At 69.0% G+C, this 22,399-nt stretch carries 21 protein-coding genes and 1 tRNA gene; 13 read left to right on the plus strand and 9 right to left on the minus strand.

From position 1 onward, the window contains the following. The first annotated feature begins 102 nt into the window (after positions 1-102). Genes ACFY7C_RS29940 through ACFY7C_RS29950 form a run of 3 tightly spaced genes read left to right on the plus strand, consistent with a single transcriptional unit; the run spans position 103 to position 2,100 of the window. Complete coding sequence (locus tag ACFY7C_RS29940; RefSeq protein WP_389656272.1) at positions 103-555, plus strand: MaoC family dehydratase N-terminal domain-containing protein; 453 nt, start codon at positions 103-105, stop codon at positions 553-555. Between the two features lie 2 nt (positions 556-557). After that, entirely contained in the window at positions 558-986 is a 429-nt protein-coding gene (locus tag ACFY7C_RS29945) for a MaoC family dehydratase (RefSeq protein ID WP_389656275.1), read from the plus strand. 49 nt (positions 987-1,035) lie between these two features. Beyond that, on the plus strand, positions 1,036-2,100 hold the full coding sequence (locus ACFY7C_RS29950) for a UDP-N-acetylmuramate dehydrogenase (protein ID WP_389656278.1): 1,065 nt from the start codon (positions 1,036-1,038) through the stop codon (positions 2,098-2,100). 88 nt (positions 2,101-2,188) lie between these two features. On the opposite strand, the gene ACFY7C_RS29955 is transcribed toward ACFY7C_RS29950, so the two are convergent. Beyond that, positions 2,189-2,827 carry an NAD(P)-dependent oxidoreductase gene (locus tag ACFY7C_RS29955; protein ID WP_389656281.1) on the minus strand — a complete coding sequence of 213 codons (639 nt, stop codon included), beginning with the start codon at positions 2,825-2,827 and terminating at the stop codon, positions 2,189-2,191. Positions 2,828-2,943: 116 nt separating this feature from the next. Between ACFY7C_RS29955 and ACFY7C_RS29960 the strand changes: the two genes are divergently transcribed. Next, complete coding sequence (locus ACFY7C_RS29960) at positions 2,944-3,534, plus strand: TetR/AcrR family transcriptional regulator (protein ID WP_389656284.1); 591 nt, start codon at positions 2,944-2,946, stop codon at positions 3,532-3,534. Here the strand turns inward: ACFY7C_RS29960 and ACFY7C_RS29965 are convergent. Beyond that, the gene (locus ACFY7C_RS29965; protein ID WP_389656287.1) at positions 3,515-4,567 is read right to left on the minus strand and encodes an adenosine deaminase; all 1,053 of its coding nucleotides are present in this window, start codon (positions 4,565-4,567) and stop codon (positions 3,515-3,517) included. The two genes, ACFY7C_RS29960 and ACFY7C_RS29965, sit on opposite strands and share 20 nt — an antisense overlap. Positions 4,568-4,708: 141 nt before the next feature. After that, complete coding sequence (locus ACFY7C_RS29970; RefSeq protein ID WP_389656290.1) at positions 4,709-5,935, minus strand: pyridoxal phosphate-dependent aminotransferase; 1,227 nt, start codon at positions 5,933-5,935, stop codon at positions 4,709-4,711. A gap of 204 nt (positions 5,936-6,139) precedes the next feature. On the opposite strand from ACFY7C_RS29970, the gene ACFY7C_RS29975 reads away from it, so the two are divergent. The 9 genes from ACFY7C_RS29975 (at position 6,140) to ACFY7C_RS30015 (ending at position 18,568) form a co-directional block, all read left to right on the plus strand. After that, positions 6,140-6,212 (plus strand) — tRNA-Trp (locus ACFY7C_RS29975). A gap of 106 nt (positions 6,213-6,318) precedes the next feature. Then, positions 6,319-6,606, plus strand: a complete 288-nt coding sequence (gene secE, locus ACFY7C_RS29980; protein WP_389656293.1) for a preprotein translocase subunit SecE — start codon at positions 6,319-6,321, stop codon at positions 6,604-6,606. 44 nt (positions 6,607-6,650) lie between these two features. Continuing rightward, positions 6,651-7,556, plus strand: a complete 906-nt coding sequence (nusG, locus tag ACFY7C_RS29985) for a transcription termination/antitermination protein NusG (RefSeq protein ID WP_389656296.1) — start codon at positions 6,651-6,653, stop codon at positions 7,554-7,556. Positions 7,557-7,715: 159 nt separating this feature from the next. Next, entirely contained in the window at positions 7,716-8,150 is a 435-nt protein-coding gene (rplK, locus tag ACFY7C_RS29990) for a 50S ribosomal protein L11 (protein WP_309054883.1), read from the plus strand. 83 nt (positions 8,151-8,233) lie between these two features. Beyond that, positions 8,234-8,962, plus strand: coding sequence for a 50S ribosomal protein L1 (gene rplA, locus ACFY7C_RS29995; protein WP_309054882.1), 729 nt, complete (start codon positions 8,234-8,236; stop codon positions 8,960-8,962). 534 nt (positions 8,963-9,496) lie between these two features. Next, entirely contained in the window at positions 9,497-10,027 is a 531-nt protein-coding gene (gene rplJ / locus ACFY7C_RS30000; RefSeq protein ID WP_030757401.1) for a 50S ribosomal protein L10, read from the plus strand. 119 nt (positions 10,028-10,146) lie between these two features. After that, the gene (gene rplL, locus ACFY7C_RS30005; protein WP_093874561.1) at positions 10,147-10,530 is read left to right on the plus strand and encodes a 50S ribosomal protein L7/L12; all 384 of its coding nucleotides are present in this window, start codon (positions 10,147-10,149) and stop codon (positions 10,528-10,530) included. Positions 10,531-11,079: 549 nt separating this feature from the next. Beyond that, entirely contained in the window at positions 11,080-14,562 is a 3,483-nt protein-coding gene (rpoB, locus tag ACFY7C_RS30010; protein ID WP_389656299.1) for a DNA-directed RNA polymerase subunit beta, read from the plus strand. Positions 14,563-14,668: 106 nt separating this feature from the next. Next, entirely contained in the window at positions 14,669-18,568 is a 3,900-nt protein-coding gene (locus tag ACFY7C_RS30015; protein ID WP_389656302.1) for a DNA-directed RNA polymerase subunit beta', read from the plus strand. 70 nt (positions 18,569-18,638) lie between these two features. Here the strand turns inward: ACFY7C_RS30015 and ACFY7C_RS30020 are convergent, their stop codons facing one another. The 6 genes from ACFY7C_RS30020 to ACFY7C_RS30045 form a co-directional block, all read right to left on the minus strand. Then, positions 18,639-18,902, minus strand: a complete 264-nt coding sequence (locus ACFY7C_RS30020) for a hypothetical protein (protein ID WP_389656305.1) — start codon at positions 18,900-18,902, stop codon at positions 18,639-18,641. After that, on the minus strand, positions 18,889-19,125 hold the full coding sequence (locus ACFY7C_RS30025; protein ID WP_389656308.1) for a hypothetical protein: 237 nt from the start codon (positions 19,123-19,125) through the stop codon (positions 18,889-18,891). Before ACFY7C_RS30025 ends, ACFY7C_RS30020 begins: the two co-directional genes overlap by 14 nt. Positions 19,126-19,168: 43 nt before the next feature. Next, on the minus strand, positions 19,169-20,080 hold the full coding sequence (locus ACFY7C_RS30030; RefSeq protein ID WP_389656311.1) for a peptidoglycan-binding protein: 912 nt from the start codon (positions 20,078-20,080) through the stop codon (positions 19,169-19,171). 103 nt (positions 20,081-20,183) lie between these two features. Beyond that, positions 20,184-20,648, minus strand: coding sequence for an ATP-binding protein (locus tag ACFY7C_RS30035; protein WP_389656314.1), 465 nt, complete (start codon positions 20,646-20,648; stop codon positions 20,184-20,186). A gap of 59 nt (positions 20,649-20,707) precedes the next feature. Continuing rightward, the gene (locus ACFY7C_RS30040; protein ID WP_389656317.1) at positions 20,708-21,268 is read right to left on the minus strand and encodes a hypothetical protein; all 561 of its coding nucleotides are present in this window, start codon (positions 21,266-21,268) and stop codon (positions 20,708-20,710) included. After that, on the minus strand, positions 21,268-22,398 hold the full coding sequence (locus tag ACFY7C_RS30045) for a hypothetical protein (RefSeq protein WP_389656320.1): 1,131 nt from the start codon (positions 22,396-22,398) through the stop codon (positions 21,268-21,270). The genes ACFY7C_RS30040 and ACFY7C_RS30045 overlap by 1 nt, the downstream gene beginning before the upstream one ends. Between the last annotated feature and the right edge of the window lies 1 nt (position 22,399).

A 22,399-nucleotide genomic window follows, 5' to 3' on the forward strand; every position in this document is an offset into this window, starting at 1 on the left:
CTCGTACACGAGGCCGTCCCCAGCCGGGGGCGGCCTCGCGTCGTTGTGCCGCAACAGAATTTCGCACCACATCCAGCAGGACCAGCAGGAGGTATCGAGTCCATGGCGCTCGACCAGTCCTTCGTGGGCCGGACCTATCCGCCCACCGCGCCCTACGAGGTCGGCCGCGAGAAGATCCGCGAATTCGCCGAGGCGATCGGTGACGCCAACCCCGCGTACACCGACCAGGAGGCGGCCAAGACCCTCGGCCACCCCGACGTCGTCGCCCCGCCGACCTTCGTGTTCGCGATCACCTTCAAGGCCGCGGGCCAGGTCGTCGAGGACCCCCAGCTGGGCCTGGACTACAGCCGAGTGGTCCACGGCGACCAGAAGTTCGCCTACACCCGCCCGGTGCGCGCCGGCGACCGCCTCTCCGTGACCAGCACCATCGAGGCCATCAAGTCGCTCGCCGGCAACGACATCCTGGACATCCGCGGCGAGGTCCACGACGAGAGCGGCGAGCACGTCGTGACCGCCTGGACCAAGCTCGTGTCCCGCGCCCCCGAGGAGGCCTGACCGTGACCGCGAAGATCGCCTACGCCGAGGTCGAGGTCGGCACCGAGCTGCCCGCGCAGACCTTTCCCGTGACCCGCGCCACGCTCGTCCGCTACGCGGGTGCCTCCGGTGACTTCAACCCGATCCACTGGAACGAGAAGTTCGCCCGCGAGGTCGGCCTGCCCGACGTCATCGCCCACGGCATGTTCACCATGGCCCAGGCGATCCGCGTCGTGACGGACTGGGCCGGCGACCCGGCCGCCGTCGTCGAGTACGGCGTCCGCTTCACCAAGCCGGTCGTCGTCCCCAACGACGACGAGGGCGCCGTGATCGAGGTCTCCGCGAAGGTGGCCGCCAAGCTGGACGACCAGCGGGTGCGGGTCGACCTCACGGCGACCAGCGCCGGGCAGAAGGTGCTGGGCATGAGCCGGGCCGTGGTCCGCCTCGCCTGACGCCGAGAGCGCCACGGGCCCCTTCCGTACGGGAGGGGCCCGTACTCTTGTGCCCGTGCAGCTCCTCCACGACGCCCCCCTCGCCCCCCTGACCACCTTCCGGCTCGGCGGGCCCGCCACCCGGCTCGTCACCGCCACCACGGACGACGAGGTGATCGCCGCGGTCCGCGAGGCCGACGCCGCCGGGACTCCGCTGCTGGTCGTCGGCGGCGGTTCCAACCTGGTGATCGGCGACAAGGGCTTCGACGGCACGGCCCTGCACATCGCCACCCGCGGCTTCGCCCTCGACGGGACCCGTCTGGAGCTCGCCGCCGGCGAGGTCTGGACGGACGCCGTGGCGCGGACCGTCGAGGCCGGGCTCGCCGGGATCGAATGCCTGGCCGGCATCCCCGGCTCCGCCGGCGCGACCCCCATCCAGAACGTCGGCGCCTACGGCCAGGACGTCTCCGCCACCATCACCGAGGTCGTCGTCTACGACCGCCGGGCCGAGGAGACGGTCACCCTCACCAACGCCGAGTGCGCCTTCTCGTACCGGCACAGCCGCTTCAAGCAGGACCCCGACCGCTATGTGGTCCTCCGGGTCCGCTTCGAGCTGGAGGACGCGGGCGGGCTGTCCGCGCCCCTCGCGTACCCCGAGACGGCCCGTGCCCTCGGTGTCGAGGCCGGCGACCGGGTGCCGCTGGAGCGGGCGCGGGAGACCGTCCTGAAGCTGCGGGCCGGCAAGGGCATGGTCCTCGACCCGGAGGACCACGACACGTGGTCGGCGGGGTCGTTCTTCACCAACCCGATCCTGACGCCGGAGCAGCATGCCGCCTTCCTCGCGCGCGTCGCCGACCGGCTCGGCCCCGAGGTCGCCCCGCCCGCCTATCCGGCGGGCGAGGACGGCTCGGTCAAGACCTCCGCGGCCTGGCTGATCGACAAGGCCGGCTTCGTGAAGGGGTACGGCTCCGGGCCCGCCCGGATCTCCACCAAGCACACCCTCGCCCTCACCAACCGGGGCGAGGCGACCACCGAGGACCTGCTCGCGCTCGCCCGCGAGGTCGTCGCCGGGGTCGAGGCCGCCTTCGGGATCACCCTCGTCAACGAGCCCGTGATGGTAGGCGTCGGGCTCTGAGGGCCGAGGCTCAAGCCCAGGCTCAAGCCCAGGCCCAGGCCCAGGCCCCGGCCCCGGCTTCGGGCGCCGCGGCCCCGGCGCCCGGCGCTCAGTACGCCACTCCCACACCCTGCTTCACCGTCGCCCGGTCGTCGATCATGGCCAGCATCGCGTGGGCCACGTCCGCGCGGGCCAGGGTGCGGCCCTTGGGCGGGTTGCCGCCGACGACCTTGCGGTACCGGCCGGTGACCGGCTTGTCGGTCAGCTTCGGCGGCCGGACCGAGGTCCAGTCGGTGGCGCTCGCGGCGAGCTCGGACTCCATCACGCGCAGATCGGCGTAGACGTCCTTGAGGACGTTGCCGATCACCGCGAGGACGGCCTTGTCCAGCAGGCCGTCGCCCTCCGCGTGGGGCCCCACGGGGGCCGCGCTGACCACCAGGAGCCGCCGCGTGCCCTCGGCGTCCATCGCCGCGAGCACCGAGCGCGTCAGCCGGGCCGCCAGACCCGTCGCCGCGTCCGCCTTGTTGCGGGCGCCCAGGCCAGACAGGACGGCGTCCCGGCCGGCCACCGCGGCGCGCAGGGCCGCGGGGTCGGTGAGATCGGCGCGGAAGACCTCCAGCCGCTCGCCGTCGACCGCGAACCGTGCCGGGTCCCGTACGACCGCCGTCACGTGGTGTCCGGCGGCCAGGGCCTGCCGGACGATCTCCTGGCCGATGCCGCCGGTCGCACCGAAGACGGTGAGCTTCATGTCGCACGCTCCAGGTTTCTCTCGGGATCGTGAGGTAAGTGAGTACTCACTCACCCCTGCTCGCTCTAGAGTGGGTGGGCACTCACTCACCCGTCAAGCCCTTATCGGGAGTTCCTGTGGATCAGAAGCCGACCCGGACCCGGATCGTCGATGCCGCCCGCGACCTCATGCGCACGGCCGGCCTGGCCCGCACCACCACCAAGGAGATCGCCAAGGCCGCCGGCTGCTCGGAGGCGGCGCTCTACAAGTACTTCCCGAGCAAGGAGGAGCTCTTCGTCACCGTCCTCGGCGAACGGCTGCCACCGCTCGGCGACCTCCTCGGCAGCCTCGCCGTCGACCCCCGGGGCCGCGGAGTCGAGGAGAACCTCACGGAGATCGCCCGCCGGGCCGCGCACTTCTACGACCAGACCTTCCCGATGGTCGCCTCCCTCTACGCCGACCCCCAGCTCAAGGCACGCCACGAGGAGGCCGTCCGCGAACTCGGCGCCGGCCCCCACAAGCCGATCGAGGGCGTCGACGCCTATCTGCGCGCCGAACGGGCGCACGGTCGCATCCGCGCCGACGCCGACACCCTCGCCGCCGCCTCGCTCCTCCTCGGCGCCTGCGCCCAGCGGGCCTTCGCCTACGAGACGGCGCCCGGGCTCAAGCCGCCCGTGGACGAGTTCGCCGCCGCGATCGCCCGCACCCTCATGGGCGGACTCGGCTAGCCGCTTCCCCTGGCACCGCCAGCCAGTCGTCGATCCCCGCCAGGAGCTTTCGCCGTACGTCCTCCGGGGCCGCCGAGCCCCGCACGGACTGCCGGGCCAGCTCCGCCAGCTCCGCGTCCGTGAAGCCGTGGTGCTCGCGGGCGATCTCGTACTGCGCCGCGAGCCGGGAGCCGAAGAGCAGCGGGTCGTCCGCGCCGAGCGCCATCGGCACCCCCGCGTCGAAGAGGGTGCGCAGCGGCACGTCCTCCGGCTTCTCGTACACCCCAAGCGCCACGTTGGACGACGGGCACACCTCGCAGGTCACCTCGCGCTCCGCCAGCTTCCGCAGCAGCCGCGGATCCTCCGCCGCCCGTACGCCGTGCCCGACGCGGGACGCCCGCAGGTCGTCCAGGCAGTCCCGCACGGACGAGGGGCCGGTCAGCTCGCCGCCGTGCGGCGCCGCGAGCAGACCGCCGTCACGGGCGATCGCGAAGGCCCGGTCGAAGTCACGGGCGAGGCCGCGCCGCTCGTCGTTGGAGAGCCCGAAGCCGACCACGCCCCGGTCCGCGTAGCGCACCGCGAGCCGGGCCAGGGTGCGCGCCTCCAGGGGGTGCTTCATCCGGTTCGCCGCCACCAGCACCCGCATCCCGAGCCCGGTCTCCCTCGCGGCCGCGTCGACCGCGTCCAGGATGATCTCCATCGCCGGGATCAGACCGCCGAGCAGCGGCGCGTACGAGGTCGGGTCGACCTGGATCTCCAGCCAGCCGGAGCCGTCCCTGACGTCCTCCTCGGCCGCTTCCCGCACGAGCCGCCGGATGTCCTCCGGCTCGCGCAGGCAGGACCGGGCGATGTCGTAGAGCCGCTGGAAGCGGAACCAGCCGCGCTCGTCCGTGGCCCGCAGCTTCGGCGGAGTACCGCTGCTCAACGCCTCGGGGAGGTGCACTCCGTACTTGTCGGCCAGTTCGAGCAGGGTCGAGGGCCGCATCGAACCGGTGAAGTGCAGGTGCAGATGGGCCTTGGGGAGAGTGGCGAGGTCGCGGTAACGGTGCTCCATCGGCCGATCTTGCCGCACCCGAACGGCCGAATACAGCCCGTTTCCCCGATCGGGACCTCGCTAGAACGCAAAAACGGGCCCCCGGTTCCGGAGAACCGGGGGCCCGCACCACCGAGCGACGTCACTCGGTGGTCCGAGTGCTCAGTCCCGAGCCTCGGCGAGCAGCTTCTGCATCCGGGACACGCCCTCCACCAGGTCCTCGTCACCCAGCGCGTACGACAGGCGCAGGTAGCCCGGCGTACCGAAGGCCTCGCCCGGGACGACCGCGACCTCGGCCTCGTCCAGGATCAGCGCGGCCAGCTCGACCGAGCTCTGCGGGCGCTTGCCGCGGATCTCCTTGCCGAGCAGCTCCTTCACCGACGGGTACACGTAGAACGCGCCCTCCGGCGTCGGGCAGTACACGCCCTCGATCTCGTTGAGCATCCGCACGATCGTCTGGCGGCGGCGGTCGAAGGCGCGGCCCATCTCCGCGACCGCGTCCAGGTCGCCCGACACGGCGGCCAGCGCCGCGACCTGCGCCACGTTGCTGACGTTGGAGGTGGCGTGGGACTGCAGGTTGGTCGCGGCCTTCACGACGTCCTTCGGGCCGATGATCCAGCCCACCCGCCAGCCCGTCATGGCGTACGTCTTCGCCACGCCGTTGACCACGATGCACTTGTCGCGCAGCTCCGGCAGGACCGACGGCAGGGACACGGCGGAGGCACCGCCGTAGACCAGGTGCTCGTAGATCTCGTCGGTCAGCACCCACAGGCCGTGCTCGACGGCCCAGCGGCCGATCGCCTCGGTCTCGGCCTCGCTGTAGACGGCGCCGGTCGGGTTCGAGGGGGAGACGAAGAGGACGACCTTGGTCCGCTCCGTGCGCGCCGCCTCCAGCTGCTCCACCGACACGCGGTAGCCGGTCGTCTCGTCGGCCACGACCTCGACCGGCACACCGCCGGCCAGGCGGATCGACTCCGGGTACGTGGTCCAGTACGGGGCCGGGACGATGACCTCGTCGCCCGGGTCGAGGATCGCGGCGAACGCCTCGTAGATGGCCTGCTTGCCGCCGTTGGTGACCAGTACCTGGGAGGCGTCGATCTCGTAGCCGGAGTCGCGCAGCGTCTTGGCGGCGATGGCGGCCTTGAGCTCGGGCAGACCGCCGGCCGGCGTGTAGCGGTGGTACTTCGGGTTCTTGCAGGCCTCTACGGCCGCCTCGACGATGTAGTCCGGCGTCGGGAAGTCGGGCTCACCCGCGCCGAAACCGATCACCGGGCGCCCGGCGGCCTTGAGGGCCTTGGCCTTGGCGTCGACGGCGAGGGTCGCGGACTCGGAGATCGCACCGATCCGGGCGGAGACCCGGCGCTCGGTGGGAGGGGTAGCAGCGCTCATGCGGCCCATCGTCCCAGACCCCGTCCTGGCCCGGCACACAGGTTTCACGGAGCGGACAGGACCGGTCATTCCCGGTCGTACGCGCGCCCTGGAGCAGGTCGGAGCCGTTTCTGTTCGACGTGAGGGCCCATGACCACGTACACTCACTGCTCGTTGGCCCGCACCGACCACATCTCACGATGCGGTAGGTTGGGGAAGCCACAAAGGGTCGTAGCTCAATTGGTAGAGCACCGGTCTCCAAAACCGGCGGTTGGGGGTTCAAGTCCCTCCGGCCCTGCTACACACACCGCCAGGTTGTGTGCGCATGTACGTACTTCATTGCACCGCCGTGCGGCTCCACCCCGGGCGCGGCACGGCCACGACCCGGAATCAGGTGAGAGATCGTGACGGACGCCGTAGGCTCCATCGACATGCCTGATGCCGAAGACGCCTCCCCGGACTCGAAGAAGAAGTCCCGCAAGGGCGGCAAGCGCGGAAAGAAGGGCCCTCTGGGGCGCCTCGCGCTGTTCTACCGCCAGGTCGTCGCGGAACTCCGCAAGGTCGTCTGGCCCACGCGAGGCCAGCTGACGACGTACACCACCGTGGTGATTGTCTTCGTTGTCATCATGATCGGCCTCGTGACCGTGATTGACTATGGCTTCCAGGAAGCAGTCAAGTACGTCTTCGGCTGACTTTTTGTTCCACCCCATCTGTATCGCAGGAAGAAGCAGCCACCGTGTCTGACGCGAACCTGAACGACGCCTTCGAGTCCGAGTCCGTCGAGGACGAGCTCGACATCGTCGAGGCGGCCGACGAGGACCAGGCCGAGGCTGCGGACGTCGAGGCCGACGAGGTCGAGGCCGACGAGGTCGAGGTCGAGGACACCGAGGACGACGGCACCGAGACGGCCGACGTCGAGGCCGCCGAGGAAGAGGCCGAGGCCGAGGAGTCCGGCGAGGCCGAGGAGTCCGGCGAGGCCGAGGAGACCGAGGAAGCGGAGGAGGCCGTCGAGCCCGCCGCTCCGGTCGACCCCGTCGCCGCGCTCCGTGACGAGCTGCGCGGTCTGCCCGGCGAGTGGTACGTGATCCACACCTACGCGGGCTACGAGAAGCGCGTGAAGGCCAACCTGGAGCAGCGCGCCGTCTCGCTGAACGTCGAGGACTTCATCTACCAGGCCGAGGTCCCCGAGGAAGAGATCGTCCAGATCAAGAACGGCGAGCGCAAGAACGTCCGGCAGAACAAGCTGCCCGGTTACGTGCTCGTCCGCATGGACCTGACGAACGAGTCCTGGGGCGTCGTCCGCAACACGCCGGGCGTCACCGGCTTCGTGGGCAACGCCTACGACCCGTACCCGCTGACCCTGGACGAGATCGTCAAGATGCTCGCCCCGGAGGCCGAGGAGAAGGCCGCCCGCGAGGCCGCCGAGGCCGAGGGCAAGCCGGCTCCGGCCCGCAAGGTCGAGGTCCAGGTGCTCGACTTCGAGGTCGGCGACTCGGTCACCGTCACCGACGGTCCCTTCGCCACCCTCCAGGCCACGATCAACGAGATCAACGCCGACTCGAAGAAGGTCAAGGGCCTCGTCGAGATCTTCGGTCGCGAGACCCCGGTCGAGCTCAGCTTCGACCAGATCCAGAAGAACTGACACCACAGGTTTCCGGACAGGTCAGAGTGGCTCTCAGAGCCGCTCTGACCTGCTCGGTTTTTGGCCGCGCAGCTATACCCGTTATCGTTGTGCGGTATGCCTCCATCCGGATGACCGGATGGACCGGCTGAAAACTCTCACTAGGACCCGGAGAGAGCTATGCCTCCCAAGAAGAAGAAGGTCACGGGGCTTATCAAGCTCCAGATCAACGCCGGTGCGGCCAACCCGGCCCCGCCGGTCGGCCCCGCGCTCGGTCAGCACGGCGTCAACATCATGGAGTTCTGCAAGGCCTACAACGCCGCGACCGAGTCGCAGCGTGGCATGGTCGTGCCGGTGGAGATCACGGTCTACGAGGACCGTTCCTTCACCTTCATCACCAAGACTCCGCCGGCCGCCAAGCTGATCCTCAAGGCCGCGGGTGTGGACAAGGGCTCCGGCGAGCCGCACAAGACCAAGGTCGCCAAGCTCACGAGCGCCCAGGTCCGCGAGATCGCCACGGTCAAGCTGCCCGACCTGAACGCCAACGACCTGGACGCCGCCGAGAAGATCATCGCCGGCACCGCCCGTTCCATGGGCATCACGGTCGAGGGCTGATCAGCTCCCCGTAAGACCTCAGTGGCAGGGCCAGCGCTGGCCCGCACCACGACTCCACACCTGAAACGAACACAGGAGCAGAAGTGAAGCGCAGCAAGTCTCTCCGCGCTGCCGACGCGAAGATCGACCGGGAGAAGCTCTACGCCCCGCTCGAGGCCGTGCGTCTGGCCAAGGAGACCTCCACCACGAAGTTCGACGGCACCGTCGAGGTCGCCTTCCGCCTGGGTGTCGACCCGCGCAAGGCCGACCAGATGGTCCGTGGCACCGTGAACCTTCCGCACGGCACCGGTAAGACCGCCCGGGTCCTGGTCTTCGCGACCGGTGACCGTGCCGAGGCCGCGATCGCCGCGGGCGCCGACATCGTCGGCTCCGACGAGCTCATCGACGAGATCTCCAAGGGCAACCGCCTGAACGAGTTCGACGCCGTGGTGGCCACCCCGGACCTCATGGGCAAGGTCGGCCGCCTCGGCCGCGTCCTCGGCCCGCGTGGTCTCATGCCGAACCCGAAGACCGGCACCGTCACCCCCGATGTCGCCAAGGCTGTCAACGACATCAAGGGCGGCAAGATCGAGTTCCGCGTCGACAAGCACTCGAACCTGCACTTCATCATCGGCAAGGTCTCCTTCGACGAGACCAAGCTGGTGGAGAACTACGGCGCCGCGCTGGAGGAGATCCTCCGTCTGAAGCCGTCCGCCGCCAAGGGTCGCTACATCAAGAAGGCCGCCATCGCCACCACGATGGGCCCCGGCATTCCGGTCGACCCGAACCGCACCCGCAACCTCCTCGTCGAGGAGGACCCGGCCGCGGTCTGAGCCCTCTGAAGGCTCAGGAGCCCCTCGCGGCTCCAGCGTCCTGAAACCGCCCCCCGCACCCTCCGAGGTGCGGGGGGCGGTTTTGTTTCCTGGCGGGACCGTCGGTGCCCGATGCGACCCTCCTGGCGGAGCGGGGACAAGGACCCGGGGCATGACCACCGTCACCGCCGACTAAGGCGACTACGGCGCCCGGGACGCCGTCCAGGCGCCGCGCGCCGCGGACACCGTCGACCTGTTCGCGATGCTGGAGCAGGCCGGGCAGGGGGCCGGGGAGGGCTGATTTGCTCCTGGGCGACCCCGTCGCGTACTCTTCCACAGAAGCCAAAGACCGCTGGTCGTCGCTGTGCCCGTAAGGGTGCGGAGGCCGAAGGATTCGCTGAGAGATGCGAGCGACCCGCGCAGGTGACTGTGGATGAGTTCCCGGATCGTTCTCGATTCGGTCGAGCTGAGCCCCGTGCGCCTGCGCCCGGGGCGTTTTCGTTTGTTCAGCCCCTTCTGAGCGGTCCTCATCACCCGGAAGGAGGCTGACGCACTATGCCGACGCCCAACAAGGCTGCATCGGTGGCCGAGCTCAAGGACGCGTTCCAGAGCTCCAACGCCGCCGTGCTGACCGAGTACCGGGGTCTCACCGTCGCGCAGCTCAAGACGCTGCGTCGTTCGCTCGGTGAGAACGCCCAGTACGCCGTGGTGAAGAACACGCTGACCAAGATTGCGGCCAACGAGGCCGGGATCACCGCACTGGACGAGCACTTCGCTGGTCCGACCGCGGTCGCCTTCGTCACCGGTGACCCGGTGGAGTCGGCGAAGGCCCTGCGTGACTTCGCCAAGGAGAACCCGAACCTCATCATCAAGGCCGGTGTCCTTGACGGTAAGGCTCTCTCCGCCGACGACATCAAGAAGCTTGCGGACCTCGAGTCCCGCGAGGTTCTGCTCAGCAAGCTGGCCGGTGCCTTCAAGGGCAAGCAGTCTCAGGCTGCTCAGCTCTTCCAGGCGCTGCCCTCGAAGCTCGTCCGCACCGTGGACGCGCTCCGTGCCAAGCAGGCCGAGCAGGGCGGTGCCGAGTAATTCGGCTCGCGCATTGATCCGCGGCGCCTGCACGGCGCGGCGGGTCGCAGCGGGCCGACTGTACGCCCGCCTCACATGAACATCCGGCACCTGCCGAATTAGTGGAAGGATCGCCCATCATGGCGAAGCTCTCTCAGGACGACCTCCTCGCCCAGTTCGAGGAGATGACCCTCATCGAGCTCTCCGAGTTCGTGAAGGCCTTCGAGGAGAAGTTCGACGTCACCGCCGCTGCCGCCGTCGCCGTTGCCGGCCCGGCCGCCGCCGGTGCCCCGGCCGAGGCCGAGGCCGAGCAGGACGAGTTCGACGTCATCCTCGAGGGTGCCGGCGACAAGAAGATCCAGGTCATCAAGGTCGTGCGCGAGCTCACCTCCCTGGGCCTCAAGGAGGCCAAGGACCTCGTCGACGGCACCCCGAAGCCGGTCCTCGAGAAGGTCGCGAAGGAGGCCGCCGAGAAGGCTGCCGAGTCCCTCAAGGCCGCCGGCGCCTCCGTCACGGTCAAGTAAGGCCGTTTCGAGTCGCTGAAGCTGACTCCTGCCCCCGTGTAACGCGGGAGCACCGAAGGGCGATCATCCATCTGGGTGGTCGCCCTTCGGCGTTCCCGGGGACCCGCGTGGCGGCGGTCGTACGGGCCCGTGGAAGCGGAGTATGGTGATCTTCGCCGTGCGCCGCGCAGAGGCAGGGGCCTTGACGAACCGCACGCAGCGCGCAATTCTCAGGACGCGTCGTCACAACGATCCGTTTCCGAGGCATGGATCGACGACCGAACGGGCAGTATCGAGGTGCGCCGCACGGCGCGAGGTAGCGCGGAGTTGAGAACAACGAGGGTCGCGAATTACTCGCCCTGGACATCAGTGGGCCAAGTGGCTACACTGACCCTTTGCGCTGCCTGTTAGCTGCCCCCTGCCCGTCACCAGGGGCATCCCCTCGCATCCGCGTCCTGGGCCCATAGCCCCTGACCTGGCCTTCCAGCCGTTTCAGGGTTCTTCGCCCAGGGGGCTCCGCTAGGGACCGGTACGCGCGTAGTGAGTCCGAGCCCTCGGAAGGACCCCCTCTTGGCCGCCTCGCGCAACGCCTCGACCAATACGAACAACGGCGCCAGCACCGCCCCGCTGCGCATCTCCTTTGCAAAGATCAAGGAGCCCCTCGAGGTTCCGAACCTCCTCGCGCTCCAGACCGAGAGCTTCGACTGGCTGCTCGGCAACGCCGCGTGGAAGGCTCGCGTCGAGGCCGCCCTTGAGTCGGGACAGGACGTCCCCACGAAGTCCGGTCTGGAGGAGATCTTCGAGGAGATCTCCCCGATCGAGGACTTCTCCGGGTCGATGTCGCTGACCTTCCGCGACCACCGCTTCGAGCCGCCGAAGAACTCGATCGACGAGTGCAAGGACCGTGACTTCACCTACGGTGCCCCGCTCTTCGTCACCGCCGAGTTCACCAACAACGAGACCGGCGAGATCAAGTCCCAGACGGTCTTCATGGGCGACTTCCCGCTCATGACGAACAAGGGCACCTTCGTCATCAACGGCACCGAGCGTGTCGTGGTGTCGCAGCTGGTCCGTTCGCCCGGTGTCTACTTCGACTCCTCCATCGACAAGACGTCCGACAAGGACATCTTCTCCGCCAAGATCATCCCGTCCCGGGGTGCCTGGCTGGAGATGGAGATCGACAAGCGCGACATGGTCGGCGTCCGCATCGACCGCAAGCGCAAGCAGTCCGTCACCGTCCTCCTCAAGGCGCTCGGCTGGACCACCGAGCAGATCCTGCAGGAGTTCGGCGAGTACGAGTCCATGCGCGCCACCCTGGAGAAGGACCACACCCAGGGCCAGGACGACGCGCTGCTCGACATCTACCGCAAGCTCCGTCCGGGCGAGCCGCCGACGCGCGAGGCCGCCCAGACGCTGCTCGAGAACCTGTACTTCAACCCGAAGCGCTACGACCTCGCGAAGGTCGGCCGCTACAAGGTCAACAAGAAGCTCGGGGCCGACGAGCCGCTGGACGCCGGTGTCCTCACCACCGACGACATCATCGCGACCATCAAGTACCTGGTGAAGCTGCACGCCGGCGAGACCGAGACGGTCGGCGAGAACGGCAACCAGATCGTCGTCGAGACCGACGACATCGACCACTTCGGCAACCGTCGTCTGCGCAACGTCGGCGAGCTGATCCAGAACCAGGTCCGCACCGGTCTGGCGCGCATGGAGCGCGTCGTCCGCGAGCGCATGACCACCCAGGACGTCGAGGCGATCACGCCGCAGACCCTGATCAACATCCGGCCGGTCGTCGCCTCCATCAAGGAGTTCTTCGGCACCAGCCAGCTGTCGCAGTTCATGGACCAGAACAACCCGCTGTCGGGTCTCACCCACAAGCGCCGTCTGTCGGCTCTTGGCCCGGGTGGTCTCTCCCGTGAGCGGGCCGGCTTCGAGGTCCGAGACGTGCACCCGTCCCACTACGGACGCATGTGCCCGATCGAGACCCCCGAAGGCCCGAACATCGGTCTGATCGGTTCGCTCGCCTCGTACGGCCGCGTCAACGCGTTCGGCTTCGTCGAGACGCCGTACCGCAAGGTCGTCGAGGGCCAGGTCACCGACGAGGTCGACTACCTGACCGCCGACGAGGAGGACCGCTTCGTCATCGCCCAGGCGAACGCGACCCTGAACGACGAGCTCCAGTTCACCGAGCCGCGCGTTCTGGTCCGCCGCCGTGGTGGCGAGGTCGACTACGTCCCGCCGACGGACGTGGACTACATGGACGTCTCGCCGCGCCAGATGGTGTCGGTCGCGACCGCCATGATCCCGTTCCTCGAGCACGACGACGCCAACCGTGCCCTCATGGGCGCGAACATGATGCGTCAGGCCGTCCCGCTGATTAAGTCGGAGGCCCCGCTCGTCGGCACCGGCATGGAGTACCGCTGCGCCACCGACGCCGGCGACGTGCTCAAGGCCGAGAAGGACGGTGTGATCCAGGAGCTGTCCGCGGACTACATCACCGTGGCCAACGACGACGGCACCTACATCACGTACCGCCTGGCCAAGTTCTCCCGCTCCAACCAGGGCACCTCGGTCAACCAGAAGGTCGTCGTCTCCGAGGGCGACCGCGTGATCGAGGGCCAGGTCCTCGCCGACGGCCCCGCCACCGAGAACGGTGAGATGGCGCTCGGCAAGAACCTGCTCGTCGCGTTCATGCCGTGGGAGGGTCACAACTACGAGGACGCGATCATCCTGTCGCAGCGCCTCGTGCAGGACGACGTCCTCTCCTCGATCCACATCGAGGAGCACGAGGTCGACGCCCGTGACACCAAGCTCGGCCCCGAGGAGATCACCCGGGACATCCCGAACGTCTCCGAGGAGGTCCTCGCCGACCTCGACGAGCGCGGCATCATCCGCATCGGTGCCGAGGTCGTCGCCGGCGACATCCTGGTCGGCAAGGTCACCCCGAAGGGTGAGACCGAGCTGACCCCGGAGGAGCGCCTGCTCCGCGCGATCTTCGGTGAGAAGGCCCGTGAGGTCCGTGACACCTCGCTGAAGGTCCCGCACGGCGAGACCGGCAAGGTCATCGGCGTCCGCGTCTTCGACCGCGAGGAGGGCGACGAGCTTCCCCCGGGCGTGAACCAGCTGGTCCGCGTCTACGTCGCCCAGAAGCGCAAGATCACCGACGGTGACAAGCTCGCCGGCCGTCACGGCAACAAGGGTGTCATCTCGAAGATCCTTCCGATCGAGGACATGCCGTTCCTCGAGGACGGAACTCCGGTCGACATCATCCTCAACCCGCTCGGCGTCCCGTCCCGAATGAACCCGGGACAGGTCCTGGAGATCCACCTCGGCTGGCTCGCCAGCCGCGGCTGGGACGTCTCCGGCCTCGCCGACGAGTGGGCGCAGCGCCTCCAGGCCATCGGTGCCGACCAGGTCGCCCCCGGCACCAACGTCGCCACCCCGGTCTTCGACGGTGCGCGTGAGGACGAGCTCGCGGGTCTGCTCCAGCACACCATCCCGAACCGCGACGGCGAGCGCATGGTGCTCCCCTCCGGCAAGGCGCGTCTGTTCGACGGCCGCTCCGGCGAGCCGTTCCCGGACCCGATCTCGGTCGGGTACATGTACATCCTCAAGCTCCACCACCTGGTCGACGACAAGCTGCACGCCCGTTCGACCGGCCCGTACTCGATGATCACCCAGCAGCCGCTGGGTGGTAAGGCCCAGTTCGGTGGCCAGCGCTTCGGTGAGATGGAGGTGTGGGCGCTGGAGGCTTACGGCGCCGCGTACGCCCTCCAGGAGCTGCTGACGATCAAGTCCGACGACGTGACCGGCCGCGTGAAGGTCTACGAGGCCATCGTCAAGGGCGAGAACATCCCTGAGCCCGGCATCCCCGAGTCCTTCAAGGTGCTCATCAAGGAGATGCAGTCCCTGTGCCTCAACGTGGAGGTGCTGTCCTCGGACGGCATGTCCATCGAGATGCGCGACACCGACGAGGACGTCTTCCGCGCTGCGGAGGAGCTCGGTATCGACCTGTCCCGGCGCGAGCCGAGCAGCGTCGAAGAGGTCTGACGGGAGTCCGGTACGGGGACTCAGGCGAACCCCTGAGTCCCCGGCCGGCCCCAGGACCCCCGTATCAGACCCACAGCCTTACAACCCTGAGAGGGATTGACGCATAGTGCTCGACGTCAACTTCTTCGACGAGCTCCGGATCGGTCTGGCCACCGCTGACGACATCCGTCAGTGGAGCCACGGCGAGGTCAAGAAGCCGGAGACCATCAACTACCGCACGCTCAAGCCCGAGAAGGACGGACTCTTCTGCGAGAAGATCTTCGGTCCGACCCGGGACTGGGAGTGCTACTGCGGCAAGTACAAGCGCGTCCGCTTCAAGGGCATCATCTGTGAGCGGTGTGGCGTCGAGGTCACCCGTGCCAAGGTGCGCCGTGAGCGGATGGGCCACATCGAGCTCGCCGCTCCCGTCACCCACATCTGGTACTTCAAGGGCGTTCCGTCGCGTCTGGGCTACCTGCTCGACCTCGCCCCGAAGGACCTGGAGAAGGTCATCTACTTCGCGGCGTACATGATCACGTACGTCGACGACGAGCGCCGTACGCGTGACCTGCCGTCGCTGGAGGCCCACGTCTCCGTCGAGCGTCAGCAGATCGAGAACCGCCGCGACGCCGACCTCGAGGCCCGTGCCAAGAAGCTCGAGACCGACCTGGCCGAGCTGGAGGCCGAGGGCGCCAAGGCCGACGTGCGCCGCAAGGTGCGCGAGGGCGCCGAGCGTGAGATGAAGCAGCTGCGCGACCGCGCGCAGCGCGAGATCGACCGCCTCGACGAGGTCTGGAACCGCTTCAAGAACCTCAAGGTCCAGGACCTGGAGGGCGACGAGCTCCTCTACCGCGAGCTGCGTGACCGCTTCGGCACGTACTTCGACGGCTCGATGGGTGCCGCGGCGCTGCAGAAGCGCCTCGAGTCCTTCGACCTGGAGGAGGAGGCGGAGAAGCTCCGCGAGATCATCCGTACCGGCAAGGGCCAGAAGAAGACCCGTGCGCTCAAGCGCCTCAAGGTCGTCTCCGCGTTCCTGCAGACCGCGAACAGCCCCAAGGGCATGGTTCTCGACTGCGTGCCGGTCATCCCGCCGGACCTGCGTCCGATGGTGCAGCTGGACGGTGGCCGCTTCGCGACCTCCGACCTGAACGACCTGTACCGCCGTGTGATCAACCGCAACAACCGTCTGAAGCGCCTTCTCGACCTCGGTGCGCCCGAGATCATCGTGAACAACGAGAAGCGCATGCTCCAGGAGGCGGTCGACGCCCTCTTCGACAACGGCCGTCGCGGTCGCCCGGTCACGGGCCCCGGCAACCGTCCGCTGAAGTCCCTCAGCGACATGCTGAAGGGCAAGCAGGGTCGATTCCGTCAGAACCTGCTCGGCAAGCGTGTGGACTACTCCGCGCGTTCCGTCATCGTCGTCGGCCCGCAGCTCAAGCTGCACCAGTGCGGTCTGCCGAAGGCCATGGCGCTGGAGCTCTTCAAGCCGTTCGTGATGAAGCGCCTGGTCGACCTGAACCACGCGCAGAACATCAAGTCGGCCAAGCGGATGGTCGAGCGCGGCCGCACGGTCGTGTACGACGTCCTCGAAGAGGTCATCGCCGAGCACCCGGTTCTGCTGAACCGTGCGCCCACGCTGCACCGCCTCGGCATCCAGGCCTTCGAGCCGCAGCTGGTCGAGGGCAAGGCCATCCAGATCCACCCGCTCGTCTGCACCGCGTTCAACGCGGACTTCGACGGTGACCAGATGGCCGTCCACCTGCCGCTCTCCGCGGAGGCGCAGGCCGAGGCCCGCATCCTGATGCTGTCCTCGAACAACATCCTCAAGCCCGCCGACGGCCGTCCGGTGACGATGCCGACCCAGGACATGGTCCTCGGTCTGTTCTTCCTCACCACCGACGGCGAGCTGCGTGACGTCAAGGGCGAGGGCCGCGCGTTCGGCTCCACGGCCGAGGCGATCATGGCCTTCGACGCCGGCGAGCTGTCGCTGCAGTCGCAGATCGACATCCGCTTCCCGATCGGCACCGTTCCGCCGCGCGGCTGGGTTCCCCCGGTCGCGGAGGAGGGCGAGCCGGAGTGGCAGCAGGGTGACTCGTTCCGCCTGCGGACGACCCTGGGCCGTGCGCTCTTCAACGAGCTGCTGCCCGAGGACTACCCGTTCGTCGACTACTCCGTCGGCAAGAAGCAGCTCTCCGAGATCGTCAACGACCTCGCCGAGCGCTACCCCAAGGTCATCGTGGCGGCGACGCTCGACAACCTGAAGGCGGCGGGCTTCTACTGGGCGACCCGTTCCGGTGTCACCGTGGCCATCTCCGACGTCGTCGTCCCCGAGGCGAAGAAGGCGATCGTCGCGGGCTACGAGGCTCTGGACGAGAAGGTCCAGAAGCAGTATGAGCGCGGTCTGATCACCAAGGAAGAGCGCACTCAGGAGCTCATCGCGATCTGGACCAAGGCGACCAACGAGGTTGCCGAGGCCATGAACGAGAACTTCCCCAAGACGAACCCCATCTTCATGATGGTTGACTCGGGTGCCCGAGGAAACATGATGCAGATGCGGCAGATCGCCGGTATGCGTGGTCTGGTGTCGAACGCCAAGAACGAGACGATCCCGCGTCCCATCAAGGCGTCCTTCCGCGAGGGCCTCTCCGTGCTCGAGTACTTCATCTCGACCCACGGTGCCCGTAAGGGTCTCGCCGACACCGCCCTGCGTACCGCCGACTCGGGTTACCTGACCCGTCGTCTGGTGGACGTCTCGCAGGACGTGATCATCCGCGAGGAGGACTGTGGCACCGAGCGCGGTCTGAAGCTGCGGATCGCCTCCAAGGACGAGGCCGGCGTGCTGCGCAAGGCCGAGGACGTCGAGACCAGCGTGTACGCGCGCTGCCTCGCCGAGGACGTCGTCGTCGACGGCAAGGTGCTGGCCCCGGCCGGTGTCGACCTCGGTGACGTGCTCATCGAGCAGCTCGTCAACGCGGGCGTCGAGGAGGTCAAGACCCGCTCGGTCCTGACCTGTGAGTCCGCCGTCGGCACCTGCGCCATGTGCTACGGCCGTTCGCTGGCCACCGGCAAGCTGGTCGACATCGGTGAGGCGGTCGGCATCATCGCCGCCCAGTCCATCGGTGAGCCCGGTACCCAGCTGACGATGCGTACCTTCCACACCGGTGGTGTGGCCGGTGACGACATCACCCAGGGTCTGCCGCGTGTCGTCGAGCTCTTCGAGGCCCGTCAGCCCAAGGGTGTCGCCCCGATCTCCGAGGCGGCCGGTCGCGTCCGCATCGAGGAGACCGAGAAGACCAAGAAGATCGTCGTCACCCCGGACGACGGCAGCGACGAGACGGCGTTCCCGATCTCGAAGCGTGCCCGTCTGCTGGTGGGCGAGGGCGACCACGTCGAGGTGGGCCAGAAGCTCACCGTGGGTGCCACCAACCCGCACGACGTGCTGCGGATCCTCGGTCAGCGCGCGGTCCAGGTCCACCTGGTCGGCGAGGTCCAGAAGGTCTACAACTCGCAGGGTGTGTCGATCCACGACAAGCACATCGAGATCATCATCCGGCAGATGCTGCGCCGTGTGACGATCATCGAGTCCGGCGACGCGGAGCTGCTGCCGGGTGAGCTCGTGGAGCGCTCGCGCTTCGAGCAGGAGAACCGTCGTGTGGTCCAGGAAGGCGGCCACCCGGCCTCCGGCCGTCCGCAGCTGATGGGTATCACCAAGGCCTCGCTCGCCACCGAGTCGTGGCTGTCGGCGGCGTCCTTCCAGGAGACGACCAGGGTCCTGACCGACGCGGCGATCAACGCCAAGTCGGACTCCCTGATCGGCCTCAAGGAGAACGTCATCATCGGTAAGCTCATCCCGGCCGGTACGGGTCTGTCCCGCTACCGCAACATCCGGGTCGAGCCGACCGAGGAGGCCAAGGCCGCGATGTACTCGGCCGTCGGCTACGACGACATCGACTACTCGCCGTTCGGCACCGGCTCCGGCCAGGCCGTTCCGCTGGAGGACTACGACTACGGTCCGTACAACCAGTAAGTAGTGCGGTGAAAGCGAAGAAGGGCGGCACCCCGCGAGGGGTGCCGCCCTTCGGCGCGTCCGGGGCCCGCTAGCGGCCGGCCAGCTCCCACAGGGCGAGCCCGAGGCCGGCGGTGGCCGTCAGCGCGGCGACCGAGGCCACCGGCCAGCGCGCCCGTTCCAGGGCGTCGAGCCGTGCCTCGTGGTCGGCGAGCTGCTTGTCGGTCTGGTCACTGCGCTGGACGAGCAGCGCGAGGGAGCCGTCGACGCGGGCGAAGCCGGCCTCCAGGGTGCCGCGCAGCCGCTCCAGTTCGAGGGCGACGGCGACCGGGTCGTTCGGGTCAGGCTCGGTCATCGGCCCCATCCTCCGGGGTGGTGCGGAGCCAGGACGGCAGCAGGACCTGGAAGGCCGGGACGGCCATGACCCGGGTGAGGGCACCGGCGACGGCGAGCGCCCCGGCGACCCAGGGGAGGGTGGCGGGGATCCCGGAGGCGTCGACGAGCGCCGGCAGCACGACGGCGATGCCGACGGCGGTCTGCACGATCGTGCGGATCGTGCGCTTGGCGGCTTCGGACATGGGTGGTTCTCCTTGCGTGGGGGAGCTGTGGCGAAGGTGGGGGCTACTGCACGTACGGGACCTTCAGCGCGTTCCAGGAGCTGCGGCCCGGCCAGCCGTCGGCGTCGGAGCCGGAGAAGCCGAGCTTGCGCTGCCAGGCGGCGTACGACTGGCGGTCCGCCTCGGACCAGCGCGGGCCGGGCCCGACCTTGTAGCGGCCGCAGCCCTCGGCGACCAGCCGGCGGCCCATCGCGGTGACGACGGGGGAGCTCGGGGTGGTCTTGAAGAACGCGGTCCCGGGGAAGGGCTGGTAGCGCGGGGTCGCGGGCTTGGCGGGGGTGGTCGGCTTCGGGGCGGGGGCCTTGCCGAGCCGCTTCTGGACGCGGTCGCGCATGCCCGGCATGCCGAAGCCGCGCGGGTCGCTCTTCCAGTCGGACCACTCGGAGTGGCCGATGACGGACCTGGCGCCCCAGTCGTGCGCCCGGCAGAGCGCCGCCGAGACCCGCTCGATGGCGTCGAGCTGGGCGGCCGGCCAGGGGTCGGTGCCGTTGCCGAGGTTGATGCACTCGAAGCCGTAGAAGCGGGAGTTGCCGTCGACGGCGCCGCGGCTGCCCTGGTGCTCGCGCGGGACGGGCGGGCGGACCCCGTACGTCTCGCTGATCACGGCCTGGAGGACGGACGGGTCGCCGCCGCCCGCGTGGTTGGCGCGGCCGTTGCCGACGAGGTGGACGGTGCCGTCCTTGGCGATGACGCCGTGGCACAGCGGGCCGGGCAGACCCTCGTAGCCGTTGTAGCAGAGCTCGACGGTGTGCGCGGTGCCGCTGGAGACGGTGTGGTGGATCATCACGCCGACCACGGGCCCCCAGGAGCCGGTCTGGTTGCGGTGGTGGGTGCGCCAGCCGTCGTGCTCGACGACGGTGACGCCTTCGGCGCGGAGCGCGGCCACGAGCCGGTCCGCGGAGAGGGGGGCTGCCATCTGTGTCCTCCGGGGCATGGATTCCGGGCATGAGAAAACCCCGGCCGGGTCGTCGGCACGGGGCGGGCGTACGGGGGCGTACGGGGTGGGGCGGGGGCTCCGGTTACGCGGCGGGCTCGGTGACCGGGGTCTCCGGGGCGGGCTGGGCCGGGGCCGGCTCGGCGGGCGTCTCCGGGCTCTCCGGGGTTCGCGGCGTTTCCGGAGCGGGGGCCGGGGCCCAGCTCGCGCAGAGCGCGGCGTAGGCGGCACGGCGGGTCTCGAAGTCGGCGAGGGCGTCGGTCACGGCCTGCTGGACGGCGGTCGCGTCGGGCACGGCGGGAGCGCCGTCCTTGGCAACCACCGTCACCGTGCCGGAGCCGCGCAGGGACGCGTCGCCGGCCCCCTTCTCGGAGAACTCGGCGGTGACGTACACCGACGGGTACTGGCCGGTGATCGGGTCGCGCTCCAGCGTGTAGCCGAGGCTGTTGTCGTAGACGCGGATGTTGAGGGTGTGGCCGTTCTCGGTGACGACGGTGCGGCCCGCGTAGTCGATGGCCACGCCCCAGGGCTGGGTGGGGTCGATGTTCATGGTGTGCTCCTCGTACGGCTTTGTTGCCCGGAGGCAGGGGCGGGGGCGGTCAGGTCACATCAGGTCTGGGCGCCGTGGATGAGCACCGGCTGGGCGTAGACCGTGCCGCTGGTGGCCTGGGCCTGGATCTGGATGTCCATGGTCTGGCCGAACTTGGTCTTCATGTCCCCGGGGATCAGACCGAGGTGGTCGAAGTCCCCGGGCGCGGCGACCGTGGGGCCGAACTGCACGTTGTCGACGAGGACCCGCACATTGCCGGCGCCGCTCGTGCGGATGCTGAGCCGCATCTTCGGCTGCCAGACGGGGTTGTGGCAGCGGGCGATGGTGGTGAAGGAGGTGTTGGTGGTCGACGGCCACTTGGTCACGTCGACGGGCAGCGGCGGCATCAGCTGCAGCCACGGCCGGGCGAGACCGCCGGTCATGATGTCGTCGGCGAAGATCTCGTGGCTGTAGCCGTCGAAGATCCGGAACAGCGGCCGACTGATGGTGACGCCGTCGGTCTGCGGCTTCGGGCGGATCTCGCTGACCGCCGGCCGGGTGTTGACGGCCGTGGACAGCGCCTTCAACCGGCGTTCCATCTTGTTGAGCCGGTCGATGATGTCCTCGGGCAGCTGGGGCATCAGGCCTCCTCAAGGTAGAGCTCGGCGGTGTCGGGGCGGCCGCGCTCCGGGGGAGTGACCTTGACACCGATGATGCGGTAGCGGGCGTCGAGGCCCTGCGAGAACCACTCGTCGTGGATTCGGATGCGGGCCATGCGTCCGATGAGAGCGGGCGGGACCATGCCGCCCAGGTGGATCGTGATCGCCGGGATCACCACGGCGCCGCGGGCCTGGGCCAGTTCGGCGGCGGCCAGCGCGCTCAGGGTCAGCGCGTCCGTGACCTCGTTGTGGTCCGAGGACAGGTCGATCAGTGGCCAGTCGTCCAGGAGCAGCGGTTCGTCGAACCGCTGTTCGCCGACCAGCGGGTGGGACTCGGTGCCCGCGTTCGAGTTCACCGAAGCACCACGGGCCACGGCGGTGGTGCCGCCACGGGTGGCGTCGTACGGGAAGGAGTACGACAGGATCGCGCCGGGCCGGTCGAACAGCAGGTCCGTGGCGCCGTTGACGATCTTCGGTTCGCCGAGCCGCAGCTGCCGGATCCGCTGCCCGGAGATCGGGTCGCGGTAGATCATGATCTGGTGCTCGAAGCCGTCCTTCATGGACGCGATCTGATTGAGCGCGTCGAGGTAGACGACCTCGTCGCCGTCGCGCCACGAGACGGTGCGGAGGACCTTGGAATCCTCGTCGCCGAAGCTGATGCCGAGCCGCTTCGGCTCCCGGTTCTCGGGGGCGTTCGGGTAGGTCTGGACGTCGAGCTCGGCCCACAGCCGGCGCGCGATCTCCAGCTGAGGGGTCGGGGTGGCGTACTCGATGTCCTCGCGGATGCGCCGGCGGCCCGCGTACGAGTCGAAGGTGGCGGCCTGGATGCCGAGGGTCAGCACCCCGCGGCCGCTGGACTGCAGGGTGGTGGTCCACACGATGCCGCCCCACCACAGGTCGCCGCCGCGCTCCAGGTAGACCGCCGTGCGGCCTTCCCGGACCTGCTTGACGCGCTGGGCGATGTCCGTGTTGGGGATCGGGATCGTGCCGGAGAGGGAGCCGGCCTTGCCTATGTAGTCGTCGAAGGAGACGTCCCGCAGGGGCAGGATGTCCAGGGTCTGATCGGAGAGCAGATCGCAGAAGATCGCCCGGTAGGGCGTGTCGAGACTCATG

It is taken from the genome of Streptomyces sp. NPDC012769 (assembly GCF_042901205.1).
In the GTDB taxonomy this organism is placed as follows: Bacteria; Actinomycetota; Actinomycetes; order Streptomycetales; family Streptomycetaceae; genus Streptomyces.